Below are 18,300 nucleotides of genomic sequence, written 5' to 3'. Positions count from 1 at the left end.
TACCGTCTTCCTCCAGCGGATCCACGTGTTCTTCGCGGTGGAGATCGCCACTCGCCGGGTCCATGTGCTGGGCGCCACCCGCAACCCAACGGGCGCCTGGGTGACCCGGCAGGCCCGGAACCTGCTGATGGACCTGGACCAGAGCGCTCAGCGTTTCCGCTTTCTCGTCCGCGACCGGGACACCAAACTCACCGACGCCTTCGAAGCCGTCTTCGCAACGGCCGGCATCACCGTCCTGCGGACACCACCGCAAAGCCCACGAGCAAACACCTTCGCCGAGCGGTGGGTCGGCAGCGTCCGCCGCGAGTGCACCGACCGGTTACTGATCTTCTCCCGACGCCATCTGGAAGCCGTGCTCAGGACCTACGCCGATCATTTCAACGGTCACCGTCCGCATCGCTCCCTGGGACAACGACCGCCTACTCCCCCGCCCGAACCGACTCCCATCAGCAGCAACGCCGACATCCGCCGGACACGACTCCTCGGCTGTGTGATCAACGAATACCTCAACGCCGCATAGCGATCACCACGTCTGAAGCGACACGGAGCTCCAGGCCGAAGCCAGAATCCGGATATCGAAGCCCCACAGGCTTTTCCGGCTTGTTCCTAGACCGTGACGACGATCTTCTTTCCGGCGTGGAGCCCCTTCTCGAGGTGGCGGTGTGCCTCGACGATGTCGTCGAGGGCGAACGTCCTGTCGATGGCGGGCCGCAGTGCGCCGAGGCGTACGCCAGCGTTGAGGAAGGCCGCCATGCGTTTCACCACGACCGCGTCGAGGGTGTGCTCGAAGCTCTGGTAGCCGAAGACCGTGAGCGGCGTGCCCGCCGGGAAGGGCGTGGGCCGAGCGTCAAGGAAGCCTGCGGCGACCAGTGTTCCACCGGGGCGGGCCGCCTTGAGAAGATCCTGCTGGCCAGGGCCCATGACAAGGTCGAGGACGATGTCGGCACCTGCCCCGCCGGTGTGGTGGTGGACGGCTTCGACGACGTCCACCTGGTCGGTGGCGATGACCGCGGCCGCGCCGGCGGCGAGCAGGTCGTCCGTCTTCGCGGTGTGCCGAGTGACGGCGAGGGGCACGGCGCCGATCTGATTTGCGATCTGCGTCGCCGCCCGGCCGACGCCGCCGGACGCGGCGGTGATGAGGACGTGGTCGCCGGGCCGCATCCTCGCCTTCTCGACGAGCGCGCCGTAGGCGGTGGAGAACGCGACCCAGACCGCCGCCGCGTCCGTGATCGTGAGCCCGGCCGGCCGGGCGGCGACCCGGCTCGCGGGGACGGTGGCGTATTCGGCGTAGCTGCCCCTGACGCTCGCGTCCGGAACGGCCGTGAGGATGACCGGATCGCCGATCTGCAGTCCGGTGACGTCGCGGCCCACCGCGTCGACGACGCCGGTTCCTTCGACACCGAGGCGGGCGTGCGGCAAGGGGACGGTCGCGGGCGCGGCGCCGGAACGCATCATGAGGTCGAGCGGGTTGACGGCGAACGCCTCGATCCTGACCCGTACCTCGCCGACCGCGGGCTCGACGATCGGCTCCTCGACGACGTGCATGACCTCCGGCCCGCCGAACTCGTCGAACACGACGACTCGTGGCATGGTGACTCCTCCGCATCCGGTGCTGGTTCAGCACTCACCGAAGACGTTACGGAGTCGTTGGTTACCTCCTGGTACCTTCGTTTACCATGCAGAACGCGACCGGACCCGTCTTCCTCGCCGACTGCCCCACTCGCCTGGCGGTCGAAATCATCTCCGACAAATGGGCCGCGCTCGTGCTCTTCGGGCTCAGCCAGCGGCCACGCAGGCACGGTGAGCTCGTCGACCTCATCGGTGATATCTCGCGCAAGGTCCTCACCCAGACGCTGCGCAGGCTCCAGCAGTACGGTCTGGTCGAACGCCGGGCAGAAGCACCACGGCGGGTCGAGTACAGCCTCACCGACCTCGGTCGGACCCTCGTCGAGCCCATCGAGGTCCTGACGAACTGGGCGAGGGACCACGGCGGGGCCGTGGTCGACTTCCAGGAGGCCGCGGAAGCCGCGACTTCTGCTCAAGCTCACGCGGCACATTGATCTCGGCGGTGGACGGCCTTGCCTGCCGGGGGCACCGACCGTCGATCTGCGCGCCGGCTCGTCGGTGAGGCCCGACTTCCGCGTCTGAGGGGCGGGGTTCGCGCATCCCGCGGGCCCGCAGCGGGCCTTCAAGCGCACCAGTGACACGCCGGCTGTGGAGAGTTCCGGCGATAGAGTCCCCCGACAGTCTGGCGGGACCCCGTCGTTTGGCGGATCTCCGGGCCGCGGAGGTGAGTTCCCCTTCCTCCACTCGTTCACCGGACCAGGGGTTCTGACGAAAGTCGTAGTTCCGCGGCGAGGGAACAGGCCCCGGAGCAGCGAGCTCCGGGGCCTTCGCCTTGCCGGGTCGGTCTTCTGTGGCTCAGGGGCCAGAAGCTCTCGAAGGCGGCCCGGCTCCGACAGCACGTGGTGCGGCTGTCCAACCGGCGAGGGGGCGGTTTCGGGGCAGGCTCTACCGGGAGGCGGTGGACCGGCTCTGGCAGAGCGCCGCCTGAACTGCGGTCTTCATGTCGTCGCTCTGTGCGTCCGTACCACCGGGGTCGAGATTCACCATGACTGTTGCCTGGCTGCCGCCGACGGTGGCGCCGCCCACGGTCTCGAATCCGAAGATATCGCCGCCGTGCCCCCAGTACAGCCCGCCGCAGGGCAGTGGCCTGCTCTCCAGGCCGAGGCCGTACGCCCGGCCATCGGAGTCGCCGGTGGGCCGGGTTCGCATCATTTCCCGCAGTTGGGCCGGGTGCAGAAGCCGGCCGTTGACGAGCGCGTCCAGGAACCGGTCGACGTCGCCGCCGCTGGAGATCATCGCGCCGGACGGGCCTGCGACCGAGGGATTGAACGCGGTGAGGTCCAGGAGCGGTGCGTTCTGGCCCGGTCGTACATATCCGCGCGGGTGCGGTTCAGGGATCGTCGTGCTGTCACCCGGTGCGGAGGTGTCGTGCAGGCCCAGCGGGGTGATGATGCGCCGGCGGACCTCCTGGTTCCAGGTGTTGCCGGTCACCTTCTCGATGAGCATGCCTGCCAGCAGGTAGTTGGTGTTGGAGTAGTGCCAGTCGGTGCCGGGCGCGAAGGTCGGCGGGTGGGCGAGCGCGATGTTCACCAGGTCGCGTGCGTCATGGTGGGCGAGCGGGTTGTTGAGGACTTCTTGCTTGTCGAGGTAGGTGAGGTAGTCGGGTATTCCGCTCGTGTGCTGCAGCAACTGGCGGACGGTGATGGTCCGCCCGTCATTGCCTTCGCCGCGAACGACGCCGGGTAGGTAGCGTTCCACCGGGGCATCAAGAGAGACGCGGTGCTCCCCCGCGAGCTGGAGGACGACCGTGGCCACGAACGGCTTGGTCATGCTGCCGATCCGGAACCTGCTGTCGCGGGGTACCGGGGCATTGCTGTCGACGTCCGCGACGCCGCTGGTCAGGACCGTGTCGCCGCGACGATCGCGCAGGTGCAGGAGCGTTCCGGGCCCGCCGTCGACCGTGGTCAACCGGTGCAGGAGTCCCGACAACCGAGCCTGGTCGGCGGCTCCGGGCGCGGCGCCGCGGGCCTGCGCCGCGCCGGTGCCGGTCAGTGCGCTCACCATGACACCGGCCGCTGCGGCCAGGGTCAGTGCGCCGCGCAGTGCACGCCTCTGCCTGAACATGTGTGTCCCCTTTGTTCTCAGTAGTGCTTGGAAAGGCGAACCGTGCCGGGTCAGGCCGTCACGCGGGCCTTGGTGGCGAGCCGGCGGGGGAAGGAGTGGCGCCGATCGCGGGTGAAGGGGACGAGGGCGAGCCAGATCAGCGCCGCCCCCGCCGGGAGCAGGTCGAGATCGGCGGTGATGGCGACGAAGCCGAGGGCGACCAGGACGGGGCTCATGGCGGCGACCGCCTTGCGGCCCGGGGTGACGGCCGCGAACTGGATGAGCAGGACGAGCAGCCCCAGCATGAACAGGACTGGGCCGACCTCGTAGACCGCCTGGGGAAGTATGGCGGGGACGTCGGCGTACCGGTCGGAGAGCATGCTCTTTTCGGCCGGGTCCGCGGCCTGCAGGCCGACCACGATGTCGACGATCGAAACGCGGACGAAGGTCACGAGCCCGAAGGCGGCGACCGCGGTGGCGACGCCTGCCGTGACCCGGCCCACGGAGCCGGCGACCGCGGCTCGGATGCGGCCGTGCACGCCCGCGATCACCCCGCCGTACAGCAGCAGTGACCCGAGGAAGAGCAGATGGCCCACGGTCCAGGCGGGTCCGGGGCCGTGCTGCCCGTCGAGGCCGTCGATGAGCCGGACGGCGCCGTAGGCGAGCATGAGGGCGGGGGCGAGGTGGTAGGCGATCTTGGCCATGAGGGGTTCTCCCGGAGTTCGAGACCTGCGTCGTGACGTTCTCGATCTTCGGGAATCCGGCGGCCGGGCGGATCGCCGCCGCGAGCGGTCTTCGGGGATCGGTGGCGCGGGGGAGGACCGGGGCGCGGCTCCCCCGCGCGAGCGAGCTCCACCTCAGGACGGTTCGATCAGCCGCGTCTCGTAGGCGGCGATCACGGCTTGCACGCGGTCGCGGATGCCGAGTTTGGCCAGCACGTTGCTGACGTGGGTCTTCACGGTGTGCTCGCTGACGACCATGGCCGCGGCGATCTCCGCGTTGGACAGGCCGCGGCCCAGGAGGCGCAGGGTCTCACGCTCCCGTCCGGTCAAGACCGACAGGCGGTCGGAGGCGGTCGCGCCGGCGCGCGGGCGGTTGCGCGCGATGTCGGAGATGAGGCGGCGGGTGACGGAGGGCGCGAGCAGCGAGTCCCCCGCCGCCACGACCCGGACCGCGTGCACGAGGTCGTCGCGCCGCACGTCCTTGAGCAGGAAGCCGCTGGCCCCGGCGTAGAGCGCGTCGTAGACGTAGTCGTCCTGGTCGAACGTGGTGAGCATGATCGCGCGGGTGCGGGTCTCGGCGCACACGGCCTTCGCGGCCTCGATACCGTCCAAGCCGGGCATCCGGATGTCGAGGAGCACGACGTCGGGGTCGTGCTCGGCCACGGCGGCGATCGCGGCGGCGCCGTCGGCCGCCTCGGCCACCACCTCGATGTCGGGCTGGGCGTCCAGGATCATCGCGAAGCCGCTGCGGACGAGTTCCTGGTCGTCGGCGAGCACCACCCGGATCACGCGGTCACCGCCGCGGCGTAGGGAAGGCGCGCCAGGACCCGGAATCCGCCGCCCGGCAAGGGGCCCGCCTCCGCGGTGCCGCCGCAGGCGGCCGCGCGTTCGCGGATGCCGATGAGGCCGTCGCCGCCACGCCGCCAGCCCGGATTCGTTCCGTCGTGTCCCCGCCCGTCGTCGGTCACCGTGATCTCCAGTTCGTGGTCGGTCCAGCGGAGCCGGACTTCGGCGGCCCGCGCGTTGGCGTGCTTCACCGTGTTGGTGAGCGCCTCCTGGACGATGCGGTACACCGCCAGGTCGGCGTCGGGAGGCAGGTCGCGGCTTACGCCCTCGACGGCGAGCCGCACGCGGACCTGGGTGCGGTCGACGTGCTCGACCAGGCCGGGCAGCGCACCGATGGTCGGCTGCGGCGCACGCACGCCGTGGTCCTGGTCCTCCTTGAGGACGCCCAGCATGCGGCGCAGCTGCGCCATCGCGTCCCGGCCCGCCTCGGCGATCGCGTCGAAGACCCGCTCGGCCTGGTCGGGGTCGGGGCGGACCACCACCGGACCGGCCTCGGCCTGGACGACCATGATGCTGACGGCGTGGGCGAGCACGTCGTGCATGTCCCGGGCGATGCGGGCGCGCTCCTCCGCCGCCGCCCGCCCCGCCTCGGCCTCGCGTTCGCGTTCGAGCGCCTCACGTTCGCGTTCGAGCTGCGCGGAACGTTCCACCAGCGCGTTCGATCGCTCCCGTGCGGTCCGCGCCAGCGTGCCGAGCAGGAACGCCGTGATGGGCAGCAGCAGCGTGAACATGAACTCGTTCGCATCGTTGCCCTTGACCAGCAGCGCGCCCGGCGGGATCGTCGCCACGAGCGCGCCGATGAACCCCCATCGCTGCCAGCTGTACCGCCCCAAGTCGGCGAGAGTGTAGATGGCCACCAGCGCCCCGTACTGCACCACCTGGCCCGGCCGGTGATGCAGCGACACTCCCATCGCGAAACCCGCCACGACCAGCGCGGTCGCGAACGGCGCCCGCCGCCGCCACACCAGCGGCACGACCGTACCCAGGTTGAACACCACACCGAGCGGCGTGACCTCCGGCGCCGTGGCGAACGGCACGAACACCGGGACGGCGACCGCCGCGGCGACCAACACGTCCACCAGACGGCCGTCACCCGTACGCGATCTCAGCCGGCCAGGAACGCGGAACCGATTCGACATCCACCCAGTATCGGGCCGGTGCGGGGCATGATCGCCTCCGTCGTACGAGGGATCTCGCGGTCCACTGCCCCGAAGCGGTCAGGCCTCACAGAACCGTTTCTCACTCGGCCGCACGGAGCCCAGGGGAAGCCGCTGTACCGCGACACGGTGCCGGCGTGGAAGTCCCCGTTCACGTCGCGACCCACTCGATCAAGCCGTGAGGAACCTCCGATGACCGAGCGGTTCCTGACCACTCAACCGCACCGTGGCTGTCAGCGGAATTCGTTGAGGAACGCGCGGACGGTAGCGGCGAACCCCTCCGGCTGATCCCTGTGGAGAAAGTGGTCAGCGTCGCCGCCGGCCTGAGCCGGGTCTCACCCACCACTGTGTTCGTGCGGCTGCCTCCAGTCGGCGATCCCCGCGTGTGAACGATTCGCTCCCGCGTGGTTCTCGGCAAGCACGAGGTGCATATCCGTGGGAGTCGAGGAACTTCTCGGCGCCCTATCTGTGCCCCGGCAGCTCGTGCGGCCGCTTTTCCAATGCGCGGGCCGTCTTGGTGCCAGGTCGTCCCGCTTGGCGCGGGTCGAGGGCGGGTGGCGTTTGCGGCCGGAGTAGGTGCCCGGGCACAGGCTCAGCACCCTGCACCGCCGTTCTCGCGGCGCAGCCGCTTGAGGTCTCAGCGGCGAAGCATCCGGGAGCCGGAGATCGCAACGAGGATCGCGGCGAGGCCGACGAGGCCGACGAGCACGGCGACCGTGGGCCAGACCCTCAGCGCGGCGGCGGTGAGCAGCGGCGGGATAGTCATGCCCGCGTAGGCGATGAGGAAGACGCCGGCGAGCGCCTCGCCCCGGCGCTCCGCATCCGCGACGACGGCGACGGTGCCGAGGGCGGCTCGGAACAGGATGCCGATACCCGCGCCCGTGACCCCACCGCCGACGATGAAGAGTGGAAGCGAGGCGACGATGGCGGCGACACCGATGCTCACGAGCCCGAGCGCGGCGAGCGCGATGGCCAGCCCGATCTGAGGGCGCATCCTCAGGCGCAGGGTGACGACCTGTGCGAGGGCCGCCGCCATGAAGATGACGAACGGCGCCAGACCGGCGAGCAGGTGCGAATGCAGCCCGAGGACACCGACCAGGAAGGTCGAGGACAGTCCCATGAAGGTGCCGAACACCGCGAACGCCCCGAACGCCGCCGCCCCGGCCGCCCAGAACGCGCCCCTTCCTGCCGCCGGCACCGCGACGCGCTGCGGCCGGTAGGCAGGGGTCTCCTCACGGCGCCCGACGGTTTCGGGCACCAAGGCGACCAGGATCCCTTCGACGACCAAGAGGACGGCGAAGGCCGCGTAGGGCGCGACGAGGGGGCGCGTGGACCAGGTCGCGATGAGCCCGCCGATCAGAGGACCGAGGCCGATGCCGCCGAGGTTCGCGAACGTCGACACGAGGGCGACGCGGCCTTTGGCGTGGCGGGCCGCCGCGCCGAGTTCGGAGAGGTACGCGGTCGCCGTGGCGGTGAGGATGCCGACGCCGAGTCCGCTGACCAACCGGGCGACGATGAGGCCGGCGACATCGTTCCAGACGAGGAAGAGGATCGCGGCCAGCAAGTTGACGAGCAGCGATCCGAGGATCACGCGCCGGCGTCCGAACCGGTCGGAGACATGGCCCACGAGATACAGGCTCAGCATCACCCCGACCGCGTAGGCGGCGAAGATGACGGTGACGATGATCGTGGGGAAGCCGTCGCGCTGCTGGTAGATCGCGTAGAGGGGCGTCGGGACGGCGCAGAAGGCGAGCTCGGTGCCGAAGGCGAGCGCGATGATCCAGAACCCCGCCCCATGCGGGAGTCGTGCGGTGGCCGGAGTCCGGGCGGGAGCCGCTGTTGTCGTCATTCCTCCATGCTCGAGGCCGCTCGTCATCGTGTCCAACGCATACTCTTGCTTACAGTTATCGATGCGGACGATGGAGCGGTGGGCGAGAGATGGAAACCCGACTGGTCGAGTACGCGATCGCGGTCGCCGACGAGCTGAGCTTCACCCGTGCCGCGCAACGGGTCTACGCAGCACAGTCGACCGTCTCCGCCGGCGTCCGGGCGCTGGAACGAGAGCTCGGCACCGCCCTCTTCGAGCGGGACCAGCGAGGGGTGCGGATCACCGCCGCCGGAGAGGCGGTGCTGCCCGCGCTTCGCACGCTCGCCGACGCCGAGGCGCGCGCCCGCACCGCCGCCGACCCGCGAGGCGAACTGCGGGGCGAACTGCGCATCGGGGTGTTCTCCAGCGTCAGCTACCTCGCGATCCCGCGCGTCATCGGCGCCTTCCACCGTGAGCACCCGCTCGTCGACCTCCGGCTGCGCGCGTCTTCGTCCGGCTCGGCGGAGCTCGCCGACGCCGTCCGGCGAGGGCGGCTCGATCTCAGCCTGTACGGGCTTCCGGCGGCCACCGCCCCGGACCTCGCCGTGCACCGGCTCGCCACAACGCCCTACGCGGTCATCGTCGCCGCCGACCATCCCCTCGCATCGCGGGCGGGACTGGCGCTGGGAGACCTCGCTGATGAGCGCTTCGTGGACGCGCCTGTCGGTTTCGGCAACCGGGACGTCCTCGACGCCGCGCTCAGCGCACGCGGGGTTGTGCGCGACGTCAGAGCCGAGGTCACCGAGACCAACTCGATCCCGGTCTTCGTCGCCAACGGCCTCGGCATCGCACTGCTTCCCGAACTGCTGATCCCGCCAAGCGAAGGCACCGTGGTCGTCCCTCTGAAAGAGCGCATCACCTGGGAGTTCAACGTCGTGACGCGGGCCTCGCACGGCGGAGCCACCGCGGCTCTGCTCGAGCAGTTGCTCGCGGCCTATTGACCCCTTCGCCGCGGTCACCTTCGCAAACAGCGGCGACAACATCGGCGTCGGCTCGTGTACGGTTCCACACCTCTCGCACCAGACCCCCACCCGATCGCACAGCCTGGCCGCCGCGGTGCCGCCCGGCGGACTCTCGCCCACAGGCCCGGAGACGACCGACGGCCGCCAGGACGGCGGCGCCGTTTGTCCGGCACCGCCGCCCCGGCGGCCGTCGGTCTGACCGCTGGGACGCCGCGCGACCTAGGGCGTCACAGGATGGCGCACGTACGCCTTCGCCTTGGCCGGACTGGACTCCACCGAACCGTGCGACGGCGTAGTCCCCTGCGCGACGGCGCAGTTCTTCACGAACCCGGCCTCGATGTCCGCCTTCTTGATCTCGTAGGTGGCGGTGCAGGTCTCGGATTCCCCGGGCGGCAGTTCCGTCCGCGGGCATTCGATCGCCGACAGGCCGCGCAGGCGGTCCTTGATGCGGACGTCGGTGAGAGTGCCGTCACCCGTGTTGGTCACCAGGTAGCTGTAGTGGAGGACCTGCCCGGCCTCGCTGTACGTGTCGGGCTTCACGGCCTTCTTCAGCGCGATCCCTGGTTTACCGGCGGGGGTCGCATGCAGCGTCACCTCCGACGGCTCCGAGACCACCGGCTCCGCAGCCCCCGGCGGAGTACCGTGCGAAGTCGCCACATTGCGAATGCTGCCGCGCTTCACATCCTCCTGCGTCGTCGTATACGTCGCAGTGCAGGTCTGGCTCTCCCCCACGTCCAGAGTCGTCTGCGGGCAGGAGACCCCCGACAGACCATTCAGGTCGTCACGGACACCCACATCCGACAGCGGAACGTTCCCGGTATTGGTCACCAGGTAGCTGTAGTGGATGTCCTGGCCGGCCGCGGAGAAGGACGTCGGCGACGCCGACTTCCGCACCCTGATGCCGGGCTCGCCGGTGGTCGCATGCAGCGTGACCTCCGACGGATCCGAGACGATCGGCTCGGTCGTACCGGGCGGTATCCCGTGCGAGGTCGCCACGTTGTGGATGGTGCCGCGCTCCACATCGTCCTGCGTCGTCGTATACGTCGCGGTGCAGGTCTGGCTCTCCCCCACATCCAGGGTCGTCTGCGGGCAGGAGACAGCCGACAGACCGTCCAGGTCGTCGGTGACACCCACGCCGGTCAAGGGGACCTCGCCGGTGTTGGTCACCAGGTAGCTGTAATGAATCACCTGGCCGGCCGCGGAGAAGGACGGCGGCGACGCCGACTTCCGCACACTGATCCCGGGTTCGGCGGTGGAATTCAGCGTGACCTCCGACGGATCCGAGACGACGGGTTCCGTCGCGTCCGGCGGGGTGCCGTGTGAAGTCGCCACATTGTGGATGGAGCCGCGTGCCATGTCCTCCTGCGTCGTCGTATACGTCGCGGTACAGGTCTGGCTCTCGCCCACGTCCAAAGTCGTCCGCGGGCAGGAGACATCCGGCAGACCGCTCAGGTCGTCGGTGACACCTACATCGGTCAACGGAAGATCGCCGGTGTTGGTGACCAGGTAGCTGTAGCGGATGACCTGGCCGGGCGCGGAGAAGGAGGTCGGCGACGCCGACTTCTCCAGGCTGATCGAGGCCTCGCGCGCAGGAACGAACGTGACGCTCGAATCGCCCGGCGGGTTCAGGCCGGTCGACGAGGTGATGTTCGAGGCGTTGTTGGTGTACGTGCCGGCGGCGTCGGACGTGACGTTGACGGTCACCGTGCAGGAGGCCTGGCCGGCGTTGAGCGCCCCGTCGGTCACGGAGATCGTCGAGCCTCCGTCCTCGGCGTCGATGTCCCCCGCCGGGCAGTCGGTCTGGGCGTCGGCGGGGGACGCCAGTGTCAGGCCGTCCGGCAACTCGTCGGTGAACGACCAGCCGCTCTTGGCGAGCAGGTCGTCGGTGTTCGTGATGGTGAACGTCATCTTCGAGACATGGCCGACCTCGGTGCTGCCGGGTTCGAACGACTTGTCGAGCTGCGGCGTGACGTCCATCAGCCTGATGTCGTCGAAAGCGTGGTCGTTGCCGTTGCCGCTGCCCTGCGAGTTGGTCATCCTGATGCCCACCGCGGACGAGCCGGTGTAGAGGAGCGGAGCGTCGCCCGTGAAGGTTCCCGCCCGGAACCCCGGGGAGACCTCCGTGCCACGCGCGCACGGCTCGATCGGCCCGGACGTGACGGGGGTCGTGGTTTCCCCGTTCACCAGGTAGAAGTTGAGCCGAGCATGGTTGTGGGTGGCGTCGCAGCTCGTCTCCGCGGCGTTCACGGAGAAGGTCAGGAACCGGCCGCTCTGCGGCACCGGGATGGTCCCGGCCGTCTCGAACTCGACCTTGTTCGGGCCCGGGTCGCCGTTGTTGACCGGCCCGTTGGTGTAGGCGCTGACCGCCATATTGGCGGCCGGATCGGCCGATCCGTTGAGGACGCCGAGCGCCTGGGAGAGCTGGCGTACGCGGTTCCACGCCGTGACCCCCGGCGTGCCGGGACCGCCCGGCGCAGGCGTGCAGTCGGCCACCTGGGGAGCCACGGCCGGGTTGGTACCGGCCGGGTCCTGGAAGGCGGCGACCCAGCCGTTGCAGTTCTGCAGCCAGGCCGGGTCCGCGGTGTAGGTCATGCCGGTCACGCCGGTGTAGCTGGTCAACCGGATGGGCAGGGCCGACTGCCGGTTCTGGAAGTCCTCGGTGAACAGCGACGTGGCCGGCTGCGGCGTGCCGGGCATGCCGGGCACCGTCTGCTGGGCGGTCGGGATCTCCGGTGCCGCCGGGTGCGCGGCCGCCGCGGGCCCGGGCGCCACCACCGCGAGCAGCACAGCGCGATGGCGCGCCGTGGTCTGCCCCTGGCCAGGCGGCCGACCATTCCGCCGCCGTACGAAACTTCCATTTCTCCCCCTGTCGCTCCATAAGAACTACGCTGATTATCACGATCAGCTTGCATGGCCGGCCTCCCGCGCACGCCTGGGAAAGGTTAAAAATGATCAAGCTTTCGAGTTTTACTGGAGCGCGTCGCGCCGGAAGGAATGCGCCGGCAGACTAGGCGCCCGGCCCGGAACCGGCGCCGATACCTGCCAGTCACGCCGCTGACGGGGCGGTCTGACCGGGATGCCGGTCAGAAATGCGCTGTCGATGTCGCCCCAGCGGACGTTGCGGTGGTCGCCGGGGTCGGCGTGCGGCGTCCTCTCCGCCGAGGCGAAGGCGCCTTATACTTCAGAGCGGAATGGCGGTCGGCGTGCTCACCGTCCCACGGAAGCAGGAAATGAACCGGAACGGTGATCCGCCTCGCCGCGGCGATATTCCGCCGCCGTAGCCGACCGGCGCGTCGGGACCGATATCGGACAGTTCCTGGAGGGCGTTCAGGGTCGCCTGCCATTTCGGCACGTGACGTGACGTAGCGGATGCCGGCCGACGGGAAACGCTCGCTATCGCCGGACATATGAACCTGCCGGAATTCAGCGCGGGCCGACCGGAGCCCTGGCCAGGGCGATCCCGCCGTGCGGGCAGACCTGACCGACCGCCAGCGGGCACTGCGCCATCGTGGAATTGCCGCCACCGAACGTCGGTAGTGGCCGACCAGAAGACGTCGGCGTGGCTGATGAGATGTCCGGGATCCAGGATGAGCGCCCGAGCCAAAGCGACGATCGTTACGGCGCCGTGCGGAAACTCCTCCGCACCACCGGATCGGGGGTGATGATGCCCAGTCGTGCGCCGGTCGGATCAGCCAGGACGGCGTAGCGGCCCGGTTCGACCGTGGTCGGGCCGACCTGGATCCTGGCGCCGAGCTCACTCGCGCGGGCGGCAGCGGCGTCGCAGTCGGCGACCTCGACATAAGGCATCCAGTGCGACGGCTCTGCGGCCGCCCGCAACTCGTCCATGGCCACCATCCCCGCCACCGATTCGTCACCCACCTTGAACTCGGTGTAGGGCAGGGCGCCATAGTCACGGTCCACCGGTCGCCAGCCGAACACCTCCCCATAGAACCCTCGCTCCGCGGCGAGGTCATGGACCGCCAGTTCTATCCACACCGGCGAGGAAGACTCCTCCACCACCCTGGCGCCGGGAAAGTCGTAGGTGTCGACCACGCAGAAGTCGGCGCCCTCCGGGTCGACGAACATGGCCGAAAGCCCGAGGTTGCCATGCTCGACGGGTTCGATCAGCACCGGCCCGCCGCACCGCCTCGACACTGCGCGCCATGTCGTCCGTACGGAAATAGCACGTCCACGACGCCGGCTGGGCGGGGTCGGCGAGCTGCTGGAGCGCGGCGACCTCGGCGTCATCCTCGCCACAGGTGAAGACATCGATCTCTCCACGATGAGGTACGACGACGGTGTAGCGGCCCCAGCCGAACAGCTCGGAGTAGAAACGATGGGACACCCCCAGGTCCGGCGTGGCCAGCTCCGCCCAGCAAGGCCAGCCCGGACGATGCCCATCGACCCGCGGCACCCCACCACCCCCTGACGAAAAATCCTCAGGTCGAAGTCCCCGTTCGGCTCCGCGGTCAACCTCATGAAACGGTCAACACACGGGCCTGGCCCGCCCCCTGCTGCCCTTCGTCTCGGCCACAGCGAGCACGACCGCCTCCGCTGCTGCTTGACTCACGTGGACGCAGCTCCCGGCAGCACGTCACTCAGCAGGACGAACGGCCTGATCAACGCAGGGTGACCGCGCCGACGATGATCGCGATCCTTGATCCAAAACCTTGATCGCGGAAACGTCGCGCAATAACCTGCCACCGATCGTTGTCACATCCCCGCCTGTTCCGGTCCCGTGTGACGTTCTTCGGGAAAGGCCCCACCCCTGTGAAGTCTCCCTCCTGCCTGCGCGCGCTGCCCGCCCGGCTCCTGTCCGTTCTCGCCCTCGGCGCGGCCGCCGTCCTCGCCGTCCTCGGCGGTGCCGCCGCGCCCGCCTCCGCCGCCGAGGACCCGCCCGTGACCATCAGCTACGACAAGTGCCCGGCCCTGCCCGCCGGCGCCACTCCCAGCCAGTGGACCTGCGGCGTCCTGGTGATCCCCGCCGGCACGATCAAGATCGGCAAGATCGAGCAGCCGATCACCTCACCGATCACGATCGTGCTGCAGAACGGCCCCGACCCCGACACCGGCGTGCGCCGCAACTTCTTCGGCAGCTTCGACTCCGCGCCGATGTCCGTCCCCGGCGGCGTGCTCGGCGTCCCCGGCACCGAGGACATCCCGTTCCTCAGCCTGAAGGTCCAGACCGAGTACGTCGGCGGGCTCGAGCTCGGCCAGACCAGCGGGACCTACAGCACCGCGATGGACATCCGCATCAAGGTCATCAACCCGCTGCTCGGCGACACCTGCTACATCGGGACGAAGGACCAGCCCGTCCACCTGAAGGCGCTGGCCGACCCGTCCACGCTGAAGTTCTACACGAGCGCGATCGGCGCGACGTTCAACGACACCACGTTCTCCGTGCCCGCAACGTCCGGCTGCGGCCTCCTCGGCGGCATCGCCGACTGGCGCTCCGGCCTGCCGTCGGCGTCCGGCAGCAACTCCGCTTCGCTGCAGGGCTACCTCGGCTCGAAGTCGTACGCGTCCCTCCCTTCGTAGGCCACTGAATCCGACGGGACGAAGACGGTGGGGTGCTCTCCGAGCCGCGGAGCGCCCCACCGGAGCCTCCCCAGGGTGGTGGACGCCCTGACCTCCGTCCCAACGCGGCTCACGAGAGGGCGACCGGCCCCGTCGTCGTGGCCGCGCACTTGCCTCGGCACCCAGATACCGGTGAGCACCGCTCCAAAGCTGGCATCTGCCGGAACTGCGTCAGAGAGATCGGGGCTTTTGCCCTCCCGGTCACGGATCAGAAACCGTTCCCGGCCTCCCCGCACAGTTCTCCGCTGGCCTCGCTGTCCTTGCTGACGGCCACGCCGGCTCGGTACCGGCTCAGCGGTCCCGAAACGGATCGGGCCGAGGACGCGGCGCGGCTTCATTCTTGCGCCCTGCTTCGCTCCCTGGACTGTCTGTTCTGAACGAGGGAGCCGGAGCTTCGGCCCGGCTATGACGAGGGGATAGAGATGCGGCTGACGAGGAAGATCACCACCACCATCCTGGCGGCGAGCATCGCCGGTGCCGGAGTCACCATGGTGGCCGCTCCGGCGAACGCGGCGACCGGCTCCTGCGGCGCCGGATACCGCTACCTCAAGGGCACGAACCACATCCCGATCAAGCACGGCAAGAAGGTCGGCGGCTATGCCGACCTCTACTACAACGCCGGCAACGGGAAGAACTGCGCCATCGTCCGCGCCAAGGGATCGGGCACTTCGCACATCACCGTGCTGCTCGCCAGGTACGACAAGAAGAACTCCGCCCCGGAGAAGACCGTCACCGACGGCTTCAAGCAGAACTACCGGTCCTACGCCGGGCCGGTGAGGATCTGGGCCAAGGGCCGCTGCATCACGGTCGTGGGGTCGCTGAGGAAGGGCTCGACCTACTACCAGGGCGAGGCCAAGAAGGTGCACTGCGGCTAGTACCGCAATCGCCCATCAAGGGCGGCGGCCCGGCGGCCGCCGCGGCGCGACTTGATGAGCTGAAAAAGGACGAGGACCTCCTGCCGAGGTGTGTGTCACCACAACACGCACATCTCGGTTAGGGGGTCCTCGTGGTTCACGCTGAGACCAGACTCGCGCCGGCCGGGCAGCCGAAGCCGGCTATAGGGAGGCTTTGCCGGTGGCCTAGCCGGTCGGTATGGGCATGCACGATGTCGGATGGCGGCTCTTCGGATCATCGCACCGCCCGCAACTACCGCGACCAGCCCGTTGCCACTGAAGCCGACGTCGGAGACACCGCCTTCCTCCAGCAGCGGGAACCAGTCCCCCGACACCGGTGCCCGCCCGCTGGAACGCAGGTGGCAGCCGGTACTCCGCGCGAACCTTGGCGATTACCTCGGCGGCCTAACCAGCGGGCATCGGGGTGACGCCCACCTGGTGCAGGACGGCGGCGGTAGTGGACATGGCCAGCGCAAGGTACGCCCAGCCATGTGGGGTGCTTGCCCAAGCAGGCGGTGAACGGCTGGTTCGCCGCCTCAACGCCAGCGCTGAGGCGGTCGATCCGAAACGGGTCGCCAAGATGATCGGCGGATACGTCCTGGCGAACCTGGTTCGTGTTGATCGCCGCCGCGCCGGTGGCGTTGATGTTCCACGGCTGTTCGGTGGGACCGGGTCAGGTTCGCTGCTGGACGGTGCGGCTGTAGTGTTCGGCGATCTGGTCGCTGGTGGTGAGCCAGATGTCGGGTTGCGCGGCGAGGTAGGCCAGGGCCTGGTCCAGGTATTTGGCGCGGAATGCCTGCCCGGTCACGAACGGGTGGAGGGCGAGGGCCATGACGCGGCCGCCGTCTTCGGCGTCGGCGTGCAGTTGTTCGTACTGGTCTTTGATGATCTGGACGAACTCCGGGCCGGTGGTGCCCTTGGAGAACAGGCCGAGGTCGTTCAGTTCGACCGTGTAGGGGAGGCTGAGCATTCCGGGCACGTTGAGCGGGTAGGGCTGGTCGTCGTTGGTCCAGTCCAGCACGTAGGTGAGGCCGAGCTCGGCGAGCAGGCCGGGGGTGTGGAACGTCTCGGTCAGCCCGGGGCCCATCCAGCCGCGCGGTCGTCGCCCGGTGGCGTCGGCGATGGTGTCGACGACGCGGGCCAGGACGGCGCGTTCCTGATCCCGGTCCGTCGCGGCGTGCAGGATCGAGTTGGTCTGTCCGTGGGCGAGCCAGGCCCAGTCCCGCTCCAGGCCGGCCTTGATGATCTGCGGGTTGTGGTGGACGACGTCGGAGTTCAGCAGCACGCTGGCGCGGACGCGGTGCCGGTCGAGGATGTCGGCGATGCGCCAGATGCCGACGCGGGGCCCGTAGTCGCGCCAGCCGTAGTTGAGCGCGTCGGGAACCAGGTCGGCGGTGCCGGGCCAGATGCTGGTGGACGGGCGGTCGATCAGGAAATGCTCGACGTTCAGCCCGATGTAGAAGGCGACCCGGGCGCCGTCCGGCCAGCGGATCGGCGGGCGTTCGGTGATCGGGCTGTAGTCGAAGAGCGCGTTCTCCAGTTGCATGGGAGAACCTTCCGCTGAGCGGCATATCCGGAACAGTGACGCCTTGTTCTACGATCGGTGCGTCAGATTCACCGATGCAGGACGCCGATGGAGCGCTACGAGATCGAGACGTTCCTGACGCTGGCCGAGGAGCAGCATTTCCGGCGTACCGCCGAGCGGCTCGGGCTGGCACAGGCCGGGTCAGCCAGACCATCAAGAAGCTGGAGCGCCGCCTGGGCGTCGTGCTGTTCGAGCGCACCAGCCGCCATGTAGCGCTGACGCCGGCGGGTGAGCGGCTGCGGGACGACCTGACGCCGGCGTACCAGCAGATCCAGGACGCGGTGGCGCGGGCCAAGGCGGTCGGCAAAGGCATCACCGGGACGCTGCGGGTCGGCTTCTCCTCGCAATGGGTGAGCGACCTGCTCCTGCAGACGGCCGAGGTGTTCACCGGCCGGTACCCCGACTGCGTAGTGCGCGTCCAGGAAGTGCAGCTCACCGACCCGTTGGGGCCGCTGCGGGCGGGCGATCTGGACCTGCAGCTCACCGAGCTCCCCATCACCGAACCCGACCTGACGACCGGTCCGGTGATCTTCTCCGAGCCGCGCGGGCTCATGGTCCCGGCCCGGCACCCGTTCGCCCGCCGCCGGACGGTCGGCCTCGAAGACCTCGCCAAGGCACCGCTCGTCACCATCTCGGGCGCCATTCCGCCGTACTGGCTCGATCACCACTACCCGCGCCGCACGCCGCAAGGACGGCCCATCGAGTGCGCCGCCACCGCCGATTACTGGGCCGAGGTGCTCTCGCTCGTGGCCACCGGGCATGGAGTGTCGCCGGTCGCGCTGCGCGCCGCGAGCTACCATGGGCGTCCCGGAATCGTCTTCGTCCCGGTCAGCGACGCGCCGCCCATCGAATACGGCTTGATCTGGCCCCGCAACGGCGGCACGGCACGGGTACGCGCCTTTGTCGAGACGGTCCGGCAGCCGCCCCCCTGAACCGCCCTGCCGAACAACGGCAGCACCCAACCCGACCCGCGATGGCGACCGGGAGGCGAGATGCGGAATCGCGGCCTTGAGGACGACCTG

Annotated in this window: 15 protein-coding genes; 6 read left to right on the top strand and 9 right to left on the bottom strand. The window is 69.4% G+C overall.

Going from position 1 to position 18,300, the window contains the following annotated elements; genetic code table 11:
* Positions 1 to 25: 25 nt before the first annotated feature.
* Positions 26 to 520 carry an integrase core domain-containing protein gene (locus J4557_RS36870; protein ID WP_208271435.1) on the top strand — a complete coding sequence of 165 codons (495 nt, stop codon included), beginning with the start codon at positions 26 to 28 and terminating at the stop codon, positions 518 to 520.
* A gap of 86 nt (positions 521 to 606) precedes the next feature.
* On the opposite strand, the gene J4557_RS36865 is transcribed toward J4557_RS36870, so the two are convergent.
* The gene (locus J4557_RS36865) at positions 607 to 1,590 is read right to left on the bottom strand and encodes a zinc-dependent alcohol dehydrogenase family protein (protein ID WP_208271434.1); all 984 of its coding nucleotides are present in this window, start codon (positions 1,588 to 1,590) and stop codon (positions 607 to 609) included.
* Positions 1,591 to 1,676: 86 nt separating this feature from the next.
* Here J4557_RS36865 and J4557_RS36860 point away from each other — a divergent pair, with 86 nt between their 5' ends.
* Positions 1,677 to 2,060: a winged helix-turn-helix transcriptional regulator gene (locus J4557_RS36860; RefSeq protein ID WP_208271433.1), complete on the top strand. Its 384-nt coding sequence runs from the start codon at positions 1,677 to 1,679 to the stop codon at positions 2,058 to 2,060.
* Positions 2,061 to 2,511: 451 nt separating this feature from the next.
* Here the strand turns inward: J4557_RS36860 and J4557_RS36855 are convergent, their stop codons facing one another.
* The 5 genes from J4557_RS36855 to J4557_RS36835 all read right to left on the bottom strand — a co-directional run bounded on the left by J4557_RS36855 (position 2,512) and on the right by J4557_RS36835 (position 8,243).
* Complete coding sequence (locus tag J4557_RS36855; RefSeq protein ID WP_208271432.1) at positions 2,512 to 3,690, bottom strand: serine hydrolase domain-containing protein; 1,179 nt, start codon at positions 3,688 to 3,690, stop codon at positions 2,512 to 2,514.
* A 50-nt stretch (positions 3,691 to 3,740) separates the two neighbouring features.
* Positions 3,741 to 4,373: a hypothetical protein gene (locus J4557_RS36850; RefSeq protein WP_208271431.1), complete on the bottom strand. Its 633-nt coding sequence runs from the start codon at positions 4,371 to 4,373 to the stop codon at positions 3,741 to 3,743.
* A gap of 153 nt (positions 4,374 to 4,526) precedes the next feature.
* The gene (locus tag J4557_RS36845) at positions 4,527 to 5,180 is read right to left on the bottom strand and encodes a response regulator (protein WP_208271430.1); all 654 of its coding nucleotides are present in this window, start codon (positions 5,178 to 5,180) and stop codon (positions 4,527 to 4,529) included.
* A complete protein-coding gene (locus tag J4557_RS36840; protein ID WP_307800415.1) occupies positions 5,177 to 6,316 on the bottom strand; it encodes a sensor histidine kinase in 1,140 nt (379 codons plus the stop codon). The genes J4557_RS36845 and J4557_RS36840 overlap by 4 nt, the downstream gene beginning before the upstream one ends.
* Positions 6,317 to 7,031: 715 nt before the next feature.
* Positions 7,032 to 8,243: an MFS transporter gene (locus tag J4557_RS36835; protein ID WP_208271428.1), complete on the bottom strand. Its 1,212-nt coding sequence runs from the start codon at positions 8,241 to 8,243 to the stop codon at positions 7,032 to 7,034.
* A gap of 89 nt (positions 8,244 to 8,332) precedes the next feature.
* Between J4557_RS36835 and J4557_RS36830 the strand changes: the two genes are divergently transcribed.
* Positions 8,333 to 9,202 (top strand): LysR family transcriptional regulator, encoded by an 870-nt coding sequence (locus J4557_RS36830; RefSeq protein ID WP_208271427.1) that lies wholly within the window; start codon positions 8,333 to 8,335, stop codon positions 9,200 to 9,202.
* Between the two features lie 240 nt (positions 9,203 to 9,442).
* Here the strand turns inward: J4557_RS36830 and J4557_RS36825 are convergent, their stop codons facing one another.
* Complete coding sequence (locus J4557_RS36825) at positions 9,443 to 12,010, bottom strand: CLIPPER-2 domain-containing protein (RefSeq protein WP_208271426.1); 2,568 nt, start codon at positions 12,008 to 12,010, stop codon at positions 9,443 to 9,445.
* 828 nt (positions 12,011 to 12,838) lie between these two features.
* Entirely contained in the window at positions 12,839 to 13,354 is a 516-nt protein-coding gene (locus tag J4557_RS36820; RefSeq protein ID WP_208271425.1) for a VOC family protein, read from the bottom strand.
* A gap of 639 nt (positions 13,355 to 13,993) precedes the next feature.
* Between J4557_RS36820 and J4557_RS36815 the strand changes: the two genes are divergently transcribed.
* Positions 13,994 to 14,761 carry a hypothetical protein gene (locus J4557_RS36815; protein WP_208271424.1) on the top strand — a complete coding sequence of 256 codons (768 nt, stop codon included), beginning with the start codon at positions 13,994 to 13,996 and terminating at the stop codon, positions 14,759 to 14,761.
* A gap of 461 nt (positions 14,762 to 15,222) precedes the next feature.
* Positions 15,223 to 15,675, top strand: a complete 453-nt coding sequence (locus J4557_RS36810; protein WP_208271423.1) for a hypothetical protein — start codon at positions 15,223 to 15,225, stop codon at positions 15,673 to 15,675.
* Positions 15,676 to 16,366: 691 nt separating this feature from the next.
* Here J4557_RS36810 and J4557_RS36805 read toward each other — a convergent pair.
* Complete coding sequence (locus J4557_RS36805) at positions 16,367 to 17,239, bottom strand: polysaccharide deacetylase family protein (RefSeq protein WP_208271422.1); 873 nt, start codon at positions 17,237 to 17,239, stop codon at positions 16,367 to 16,369.
* A 74-nt stretch (positions 17,240 to 17,313) separates the two neighbouring features.
* Here J4557_RS36805 and J4557_RS36800 point away from each other — a divergent pair, with 74 nt between their 5' ends.
* Entirely contained in the window at positions 17,314 to 18,210 is an 897-nt protein-coding gene (locus J4557_RS36800; RefSeq protein ID WP_243776932.1) for a LysR family transcriptional regulator, read from the top strand.
* Positions 18,211 to 18,300 lie beyond the last annotated feature (90 nt).

Origin of the sequence: Actinomadura nitritigenes, assembly GCF_017573545.1 — a bacterium.
Lineage (GTDB): Bacteria > Actinomycetota > Actinomycetes > Streptosporangiales > Streptosporangiaceae > Spirillospora > Spirillospora nitritigenes.
Note: the sequence above shows the minus strand (reverse complement) of the source record. Positions and strands in the feature narration are given on the sequence as shown.